Origin of the sequence: Chryseobacterium hagamense (genome assembly GCF_007991455.1) — a bacterium.
Taxonomy (GTDB): Bacteria; Bacteroidota; Bacteroidia; order Flavobacteriales; family Weeksellaceae; genus Chryseobacterium; species Chryseobacterium hagamense.
Genome location: NZ_BJYJ01000036.1, coordinates 1 through 8,886, shown reverse-complemented (window position 1 = coordinate 8,886; position 8,886 = coordinate 1). Strand labels below are relative to the sequence as shown.

Sequence of the window (8,886 nt, the reverse complement as noted above, 5' to 3'; positions counted from 1 at the left end):
TAACCAGTTCAGAAAGTATGACCGGCGGTGTTTGTTTTGAGATGAGTTGGAAACTGAAGCTGGGTTAGGCTGGGAGAGGGGTGCCGGAAGCTGGAAGTTTTTGCGGTTATGGTAAGATCAATCGTCTTTTTATCGATGAATTTAATCGGATGGTTTATAAGCTATTGTTTGATTATCAATAGCATCGGGCTTTAGCCCGATGGATGGTATGGTTGCCATTAAAAACCGGCTTCAGCCGAAATTTAAGGTAGGTTTCGGCTAAAGCCGATTGTTATGCTTCGTAGTGCAAATGGGCTAAAGCCCATTTCTATTGATATTTTAAACCGTTGATTATCAAAGGTCCTAAAATTCCCCTCCAGGGGAGGGGTGGCAAAAATTCAAAGAATTTTTGACGGGGTGGTTTTTAAGAACAATCAATTCAAAAAAGAGTCAATCCCCATGAAAAACCATCGAAACCGTCGTCCCTTTCCCCAGCTCAGATGCAATCCCCATCTCAATACCATGATGCCGCAGGATGCTTTCGGATAGCGACAGGCCGATGCCGCTTCCTTTCACCGCGCCCACGTTTTTGCCGCGGTAGAACGTTTCCGTGATCTTCAGAAGATCCTCCGGTGCAATCCCAATCCCGGAGTCCTCAACATCCACCGCCAGATGCTTATCTTTCTCATAGATCCGGATGAGTACCGGACGGTTTTCCGAATATTTAAGTGCATTTTCAACAATGTTGTACAACGCGAGATAGAGCAGGGTTTCGTTGCCGTGGTATTCGAGCAGGGAGAAATTGCTGACTTCAAGCTTTACGGAAATCATGGAAGGGTTCCGGTTCCGGTGGTTCTGCAGCTTTTCATGGACCTTCCAGACCACTTCATCGATGCGGAACAGCTGCCGGGGTTTTTCGATTTTCGAAAGGCCGGACATCAGCAGCAGGTTGTTGAGGATGCTCTCGATTTCGTAAACGTTTTCCAGCACTTCTTCGGCTACTTCTTTGTATTCCTGCGGCGACCGTTCCTTCCGGGCGAAGACTTCCAGGCTGCCCGAAATGGCGGCCAGCGGCGTCTTGAACTCATGGGAAACGTAATTAATGAAGTTCTGCTGCAGCAGCATGTTTTCACCGATCCTTCCGAGAAGGCGGTTGTAGGATTTGATCAGCTCATCGATTTCATCATGGGTGTTGGTGGAGGTGATGGCCTGGGAAATATCGGTTTCGCTGACATTGTTGATGCGTCGGATGACTTCCGAGACCGGTTTGTAGACGATCCTGGAAAGGTAGCGGCTCAGCAGGTAAATCGCCAGCAGCCCGACCGCCAGTACCGAAAGCATAATGATCAGCAGCCGGATGACCTGCGACGAAAACGAATCGCCGGACGACTTCACGAAGACCACGAAATTTCCCTGGTTGTCCGGGTAGTAAATCCCGTAATAGAACTGGTTGTCCGCCATAAACTGCACCTTTCCGTTGGTCCGGGCCCTGCGGAGGTCTTCCGGTCTGATGTTCGGGTCGTCGAGGTTCATCCCGAAGGTCACTGCGTTGTTCGGATTGTACACCGCGACCTGGCTGTTGCGGATGAGGTGGTTGTATTCTTTCTTGATCTGCAGGTGCCTCGTCCTGGGAAGCTCGTCTTTCTCCAGGTAATAGATCGCCGAGATCAGCGCCGTGTTTTTCAGCCGGTCGAAATAAGAAAGCTTCGTGCTGTCGTAATAGGCGATGAAGATCACCACAAACGTAATGACCGAAACAATGCCGAACGACAGGCTGGAAATCAGGGTAAAGCGGTTCCTCAGCGTCATCCCGGTCAGTCTTTGATGAGGTAGCCGGCCCCTTTTACGGTATAAATCAGCTGCTCCCCGGATTCGTCGATCTTGTTTCGGAGGTAGGAGATGTAGACATCCACCACGTTGGTGGTGCTGTCGAAATTGATGCCCCAGACGCCGTTCAGGATCTGGGTGCGGCTCAGCACTTTGTTCTTGTTTTCCAGCAGGAACAGCAGGAGCTTGTATTCCGTGGGCGACAGGTTTACCGGCCGGTCGTCCTGCGTCACGGTATGGAGGTCCTTATTGAGGGTGATGTTGCGGCAGTGCAGCAGTTCCGGGCTTTTCTGATAGGACAGCCGGTTGCGGCGGGTCAGCGCATTGATCCGCGAAAGCAACTCATCAAAATGGAAAGGCTTCGTCAGGTAATCATCGGCGCCCAGGTCCAGCATTTTCACCTTGTCGTCGGGGCTGTTCAGCGCGCTCAGCACCAGGATCGGGATGTGGATTTCCTTAAACCGGATCAGCTGCGTCAGCTGGATCCCGTCCAGGCCGGGAAGCATAAGGTCCATCAGGATCACGTCAAAATCATAGGTTCCTATCATCTCCCTTGCCGCCTCACCGCTTTCGGCCAGGCTCACCTGATGCCCCGCTTCGCCCAGCCCCTTCACCAGAAACCGGCTGATTCTTTCGTCATCTTCGACCAGGAGAATATTCATGTTGCGAAATTAAGCCCTAAGATAGGGAATTTTAAGTTAAGGGGATTTTTGAGTGAAAAAGGTAATGATATAAGATATAAAATTCAGTATAAATACGGATTGCCGTAAACCTGTGTAATTTGTTATTATTACATTTGCTAATTAAGTTCAAAAGTGAATTCTAAGTAATTGAATATAATTTTAAATTTTTTTCAAATCAATATTATTAATTATTTAAGGTAATTTATAAAAGTGATGATATCGAGTGGAAATTAGGATTAGATTTGTACAGTTTAATAATCAGGCAAATTAAAAGACATGAGTCAAACCGAGTATCTTGAATTAGATTTTGATAAGATAAAACATTTAATTGATGATAATATAATATTATTAGCAACAGCTACAGAATTAGAAACAGAATTTACACATAAAACTTTACAACCTTTATCAAAATATAGTAAGGTAGTTAAGTTTTATTATGATAATTTCACATATTATTTGGGAGTTTTTGGAAAATATAAAGTGGTTCATGTTCAATGCTCCATGGGTTCATTATCGCCATCTAGTTCTATAATAACAATAAGTAAAGCATTAGTACTTCTAAAATCTAAAGTAGTACTAATGATAGGGATAGCATTTGGAGTCGATAGTGATAAACAAAATATTGGTGATGTATTAGTTGCTGAATCAATAATTCCATATGATTCAAAAAGAGTAGGAACTGATACTATAATTCAAAGAGGTAAAGAGATACAATCCAGTCAACTTCTATTAAATAGATTTAAAAATATTAGAGATTGGAATTATTTACTGAGCGAAAATAGTCATGCCGAAATCATTTTTACAAGAGTTCTCTCTGGAGAAGAATTGATAGATAATATAAGTCATAGAGATCGTTTAGCAGCAAAATACCCAGATTCAAAAGGTGGTGAAATGGAAGGTGTAGGACTATATTCAATTTGTGAAGCAACTAAAACAGATTGTATTTTAGTGAAAGGAATTTGTGATTTTGCTGATGGTAAAAAAGGACAAAATAAGAAACATAATCAAATTTTAGCTATTTCATCTGCACTAGATCTATGTAAACAAATATTCATTTCAGATTCTGTCTTCAAAGAAATTAACATATTTCCTTATGAAGAAAAAAATGTCTTTGAGCCAAAAGATGTATCTAATATACTTTTTGAACTTTATGATGATAATGAAAAAGATAAATTTTATTTAGAGAGAGATCAGGATATTACTTTTAATAGTTCTCTAAACCAATTTGGTATTTGGATTCATGGGCCAAGTGGCTGTGGTAAATCAAATTTGATAGCTAGAAATCTTATTAATAATGATAAAGAATTTATTTTGATTGACTTAAGCCTGTGTATAGGTGAAGGTATACAAAGTCTATTTGATGAAATTTTTTATGGTATTGCAGATAAAGTGAGTACTACAGTTTCAAAACCAATTAGTTTTAATGATTGTAGTAAGAAAATACTTAGGCTATTAGAAGAACACTATACAAATAGAAATATTGTAATATTTATAGAAGAAATTCCTATTAGTTCTGACGAGGAACAAAAAGAGTTTGCTGAAAAATTATTCTCTTTGTTGATTTCAAAGAATTTCAAAAAGGATTTAAGTAAAGTAAAATTTGTTCTTTCTTGTATTGATAATCCTAAAAAATATATTACACCTAACCAGAAAAAAATTCATCAACAATTTACCTTTTTAGAATTAAATTACTGGGATGAAACTGAAATTAAGTTGTTAATAGGAATCATTTTTAGAGAATTAAATTTCGACTTACATGAAAATATTACTAATCAATTGGTAAAACGAGCAAAGGGATCACCTAGGTTTATTAAGAAATTTTTAAGAAGTGCAATAAGTTTGAATAAGTTTGATCAAGAAACCTTATTGAAAATTTTAGGCGAAACAGAAAGAGAATTTATATAGCATGGAAAAAATATTAAAACCATACACAATAATTCCTGAATCGTTATATGTACAAAGGGATGCAGATAAGCAGGTAGAATCAATAATAGCTGATATGGGCAGACCTGGATATGTTTTAGTTTCAAGGCAAATGGGGAAAACAAATTTATTGCTTCATGCTAAATCTAAATTAGAAAGAAATGAGGACGCCTTTGTATATGTTGATTTATCAAATATTTTTGAGACAGCTAAAGGATGCTTTCAAAATATAGTTGATACTGCTATTGACTCATATGAAAAATTTGATAGTGTAGCCGAAATTATATATAGACAAAGAAAGGAATTAAATGATATCCCGCCACATAAACAGCATACAAATGAATTAAGATTATTACTAGAGGCAGTACAAGGTGGTAAACTTGTTATAATATTAGATGAGATAGATGCATTAACAAAAACAAGTTACTCAGATCAAATATTTTCTCAAATAAGGAGCATGTATTTTGCTGCGAGAGTAAATTATAAAGGATTTAATAACTTAACATACATATTATCAGGAGTAGTTGAGCCTAATGAAATTATAAAAGATCCAAAAGTATCCCCATTTAATATTGGACAAAAAATTTATCTCAATGATTTCTCAAAGAAAGAGTTTTTAGATTTTTTAAAAATTGCAAAGTTAAATTTAAATGAAGATTCAATAAATAGAATCTACTATTGGACTCACGGAAATCCCAGAATGACTTGGGATGTTTGTGCTGATATTGAAAGTGCTATTGAGAATATTGAATGTTCACCAAATTTAGTAGATAATATTGTAGAGAAGTTATATTTAAAATCTTATGATAAAGCACCAATTGATAATATCAGAGAGCTTGTTTCGAAAGATAAAGAACTAAGGAATTCAATCGTGGAAATTTCTTATGGAAATGGTAAATCAATTTCTGATAAAATAAAGAGTAAATTATATTTATCAGGAATTATTAATTATAATGATAGAGATATAATTATCAAGAATCAGATAATTGCAGAAGCTCTAAGTTTAGGTTGGATAAGATCAATTGAAGAGAACGAAAAAGGATTTATAAACACGGCGTTAGATTATATCTCTCAAGAAAATTATGAAGAAGCATTCATTGCTTTTGAGAAATATCTGGAAGATAATGAATTTGATGAGGAAGAAAGTTCTTTATACTATTATTACATAGGTTTAGCTGCCTTTAGAACAAACAAATTAGAAGAAGCATCTAAATATTTGGAAAAATCATCTTTTGATAAGGAAGATGAAAGCAAAGTCTTTTTCAATCTACATTATATCAAAGGACTTGTATATTACTACCGAAATATGATTGAAGAAAGCTTAGATGCTTTGAAGATAGTAATTGATGGAAAGAAAAATGATGAAATATATCTTCGAGCACTAATTAATTATGGTAGTTTTTCTATGGTATCTAAAGATATTGAATTAAAATTGAAAGCCCAATGCATTTTTGAATCAATCGCTGTTGAAGAATTACCAGAAAAAATTAAGGCAAATGAATCTTTTGTGACAGAACTAAAGAGTGTAGCATTTTATAATTTAGGAGTGTTAGCTAATATGAAATCTGATAGTGATCTCGCAACTGAATATTTCTATAGGGCTTATGAAATTACAAATGGCAAAAAAGCAAGCGTAATCATAGCATTAATTAATATTGTTGATGATTATGATGAAAGATATAAGCTAATAGAAGGATTAGCAAATCTAATAATTGATAATAAAATTAAACCATCTGAAATTAATGTAGAGAAACCATTAGATTTCAGTTATGAAGATTTTAAAGAATTGATTTTATTAACCTTTTCGTTAGAAGACAAAACACTCTTCAAAAGATTAGTTCCATATACAGTTTTACTTAATTATGATTCAGTAGCCCAATGTTTATATGAAATTTCTTTAATAAATATTAGTAAAAATCACGACTGGGACGGCTCTATAGAATTACTTTATGATATTTACGAAAATCGAGATAATCCACTGTATAATTTAACAGATAATGTAAAAGGACAAGTTATTAAACTTCTTGCTTATACATTAGATATAAATACATATCCTAGCCTATTTGAAGATTATATAGAATGTTTTGAAAAAGATTTTTTAGGAAAAATTAATTTTTTTGACTTTGGAATTTTTCATAAACGGATTCAAGATATTATTGAAAATAAGAATTATTCGAAGGCTTTATACTATGTCGAATTAATTAAGAGTGTAAGTAATGAGGTTAGTATAGATTTAAAAATAAATTATTTGTTAATTTATCATCATGAATTAAATATATTTTCATATATAAATGATTTAAAAAATGGAATAGCAAAAGCTTCACAAATTTTGGAATTATCATCTAAATATAAATTGTCGGAAAGCGAACTGCTAAGTATTAATAATAAGAATCTAATAAAGAAAAATGCTGAAAAATTTTTGTTTATACATACTGATAAAGTTATAAATAAACAATTGAATAGAAAATATGGTAGAAATGATAAGATTAAAGTGCTATATAAAAATGGCAATGTGGATATTGTAAAATTCAAAAAAATTGAAGCAGATTTAAAAAAAGGGCAGTGTATAGTTATTGATTGATATTTTAGCAAATCAATTAATTTTATTGTTTATGGCTTAAATTAATATTAAACATACAAATGACAATTCCTAATAGCTTTAGTAGTTATTGAATATAAATCATTATTAAAAATTAGTTAAAAATTTCAATTACAATTCCTCAATCCCCACCACCTCGCTCTCCATCACCTTCGTCCCGCTTTCATTATAAACCTGCTTCACGGTAACTTTGATGCGGTCATGTTCCGGAGTGGGGAAGTCCATCAGTTCGGAAATGTTTTTGAAGCCGAAAGCTTTGGCCAGCAACGAAATGTGGCGGGTGGAGTATTTATGGCGTTGAGTATATGATTCTACATTACTTACGAAACTCTTTGCAACACCCATTTTAAGACTTAGCTGATCTCCGCTAAGTTTCTTGTCGATACGGATGCTTTTTACATGATTTATAAAAGCAAAATCAAATCCGGTAGTCTCGAAAGAAAATGTTTTTTCCATATCTATTAAAAAAAAATATAGCCCAATATGTTGGGTGTATTAAAATTTATTTTTATATTTGTATCAGCGAATCAACAACAGCCCCTGAAGACCATTAAAAAAACGCATTCCGGGACGGCACAGCGATTTCTATTTGGGAATCTCTGTGAAAGGGTTGTCAAAATAGGCATCACTTTTTTGTCGGCAAAGGGTGGTTTGGGGCAGGTTTCAAAGGGAACGCCAATCTTAAAAACCAGATGATGAAAAAGAAGATTTCCACCCTGCTGCTGAAAGGCCCGCCGGCCTGACCGGAACCTTGTTGCATCAGTGATCACCGTGCTGTACCGAAACTGCCCGCAACGGCAGGAAAGGCGGGGTACCGCCGCACCCGAAAACCGCCGCCCTCCGAAATTCCTTTACCCCAAAGGAAAGCCGAACCCCATTTTAAACCCAACCCTTAAAAGTACTGGCTTTCTTTCAATTTTCCAAATGATTTTCGTCACGAAAGGAATTTATAAAAGATCAACCGTTTGCTGTTACCAGGCAGAAGTTTTGCTTTGCCTCCGTTCATGGCCTGCCCCTGGGACCGTCCGGCTCCGGCGTGTCCAGCCCATGATGACCTGAGAAAACCGGTGCTGTTACCATTTGATCCACCCGGAAAACGCCGTCGTAACGATTGATCCGTATTTGAAATAAATTAATAAATACCATGTTGTTAATTTTAAAATCAGATTTTAAGGCCAAAAGCCAGAAGCCAAAAGCCAAAAGCCAAAAGCTATCAACTATCAACTATCAACTATCAGCTATCAACTACCATAAACCTAAAAAACAGAAAATGAAAAACAAGAAAAGAGATTTCGGAGCCCGGTTCTGGTCCGGCACCCGCAAGCATTCAGCGATAGATTTGCTGGAAACCTTCTTCCAGTTTAACGACCCGGCCGAAGTGAAGCATAACCTCAGCATAATGATGCAATGCTCGGTCCGGCAGAAATCCCGTATCCTTAAAGACCCTGCCGAAGTCTTCCACCTGCACCAGTCGCTCCGGTCGCTTATCCGTGCCGCTCGCCTGATCGGGAAGAAATCAAAGAAAGGGAAATTTCAAATGTTGCCGGAAAACCATTCTCCCATGCTGCCGGGCTTCCTCTCGGCGGAAGAATACCAAAATCCGGTAAAGGTCTTCCGGGAAGCGTTCCAAACCGGCACGTTGCATGAGTACGATAATTTTCTTTCGGCGGTGGTGTATTTTTCGCTTGGCGATGCGAGGTGCGAAGAGGAGAGGAGGATCATCATTCCCTATATCCAGCTGATAAAAATCCTGGATGCGGCGTGGCTGATCGTGAAAAGGACCTCTACAAAGAAATAACGCAGAGCGTTTTCACCGGAAGAGATTGTAACACATCAGTCACATGAGATTTTAGATGGATGAATTGCGGATATTTT

At 37.0% G+C, this 8,886-nt stretch carries 6 protein-coding genes; 3 read left to right on the top strand and 3 right to left on the bottom strand.

The window, feature by feature from the left end; genetic code table 11:
* Nucleotides 1-429: 429 nt before the first annotated feature.
* Nucleotides 430-1,788 carry a HAMP domain-containing sensor histidine kinase gene (locus CHA01nite_RS18425; protein ID WP_146944109.1) on the bottom strand — a complete coding sequence of 453 codons (1,359 nt, stop codon included), beginning with the start codon at nucleotides 1,786-1,788 and terminating at the stop codon, nucleotides 430-432.
* Nucleotides 1,789-1,793: 5 nt separating this feature from the next.
* Nucleotides 1,794-2,468 (bottom strand): response regulator transcription factor, encoded by a 675-nt coding sequence (locus CHA01nite_RS18420; protein ID WP_146944107.1) that lies wholly within the window; start codon nucleotides 2,466-2,468, stop codon nucleotides 1,794-1,796.
* 297 nt (nucleotides 2,469-2,765) lie between these two features.
* Between CHA01nite_RS18420 and CHA01nite_RS18415 the strand changes: the two genes are divergently transcribed.
* A complete protein-coding gene (locus CHA01nite_RS18415; RefSeq protein WP_146944105.1) occupies nucleotides 2,766-4,394 on the top strand; it encodes a 5'-methylthioadenosine/S-adenosylhomocysteine nucleosidase family protein in 1,629 nt (542 codons plus the stop codon).
* A gap of 1 nt (nucleotide 4,395) precedes the next feature.
* Nucleotides 4,396-6,993, top strand: coding sequence for an AAA-like domain-containing protein (locus CHA01nite_RS18410; protein WP_146944103.1), 2,598 nt, complete (start codon nucleotides 4,396-4,398; stop codon nucleotides 6,991-6,993).
* A 129-nt stretch (nucleotides 6,994-7,122) separates the two neighbouring features.
* Here the strand turns inward: CHA01nite_RS18410 and CHA01nite_RS18405 are convergent, their stop codons facing one another.
* The gene (locus CHA01nite_RS18405; protein WP_146944101.1) at nucleotides 7,123-7,467 is read right to left on the bottom strand and encodes a helix-turn-helix domain-containing protein; all 345 of its coding nucleotides are present in this window, start codon (nucleotides 7,465-7,467) and stop codon (nucleotides 7,123-7,125) included.
* A 688-nt stretch (nucleotides 7,468-8,155) separates the two neighbouring features.
* Here CHA01nite_RS18405 and CHA01nite_RS18400 point away from each other — a divergent pair.
* Nucleotides 8,156-8,809: a hypothetical protein gene (locus CHA01nite_RS18400; RefSeq protein WP_146944099.1), complete on the top strand. Its 654-nt coding sequence runs from the start codon at nucleotides 8,156-8,158 to the stop codon at nucleotides 8,807-8,809.
* Nucleotides 8,810-8,886: the final 77 nt, after the last annotated feature.

Bases quoted from the DNA above. Each gene is read 5' to 3' on its own strand.
- CHA01nite_RS18425 (WP_146944109.1), bottom strand. From the start codon at position 1,788: ATGACGCTGAGGAACCGCTTTACCCTGATTTCCAGCCTGTCGTTCGGC.
- CHA01nite_RS18420 (WP_146944107.1), bottom strand. From the start codon at position 2,468: ATGAATATTCTCCTGGTCGAAGATGACGAAAGAATCAGCCGGTTTCTG.
- CHA01nite_RS18415 (WP_146944105.1), top strand. From the start codon at position 2,766: ATGAGTCAAACCGAGTATCTTGAATTAGATTTTGATAAGATAAAACAT.
- CHA01nite_RS18410 (WP_146944103.1), top strand. From the start codon at position 4,396: ATGGAAAAAATATTAAAACCATACACAATAATTCCTGAATCGTTATAT.
- CHA01nite_RS18405 (WP_146944101.1), bottom strand. From the start codon at position 7,467: ATGGAAAAAACATTTTCTTTCGAGACTACCGGATTTGATTTTGCTTTT.
- CHA01nite_RS18400 (WP_146944099.1), top strand. From the start codon at position 8,156: ATGTTGTTAATTTTAAAATCAGATTTTAAGGCCAAAAGCCAGAAGCCA.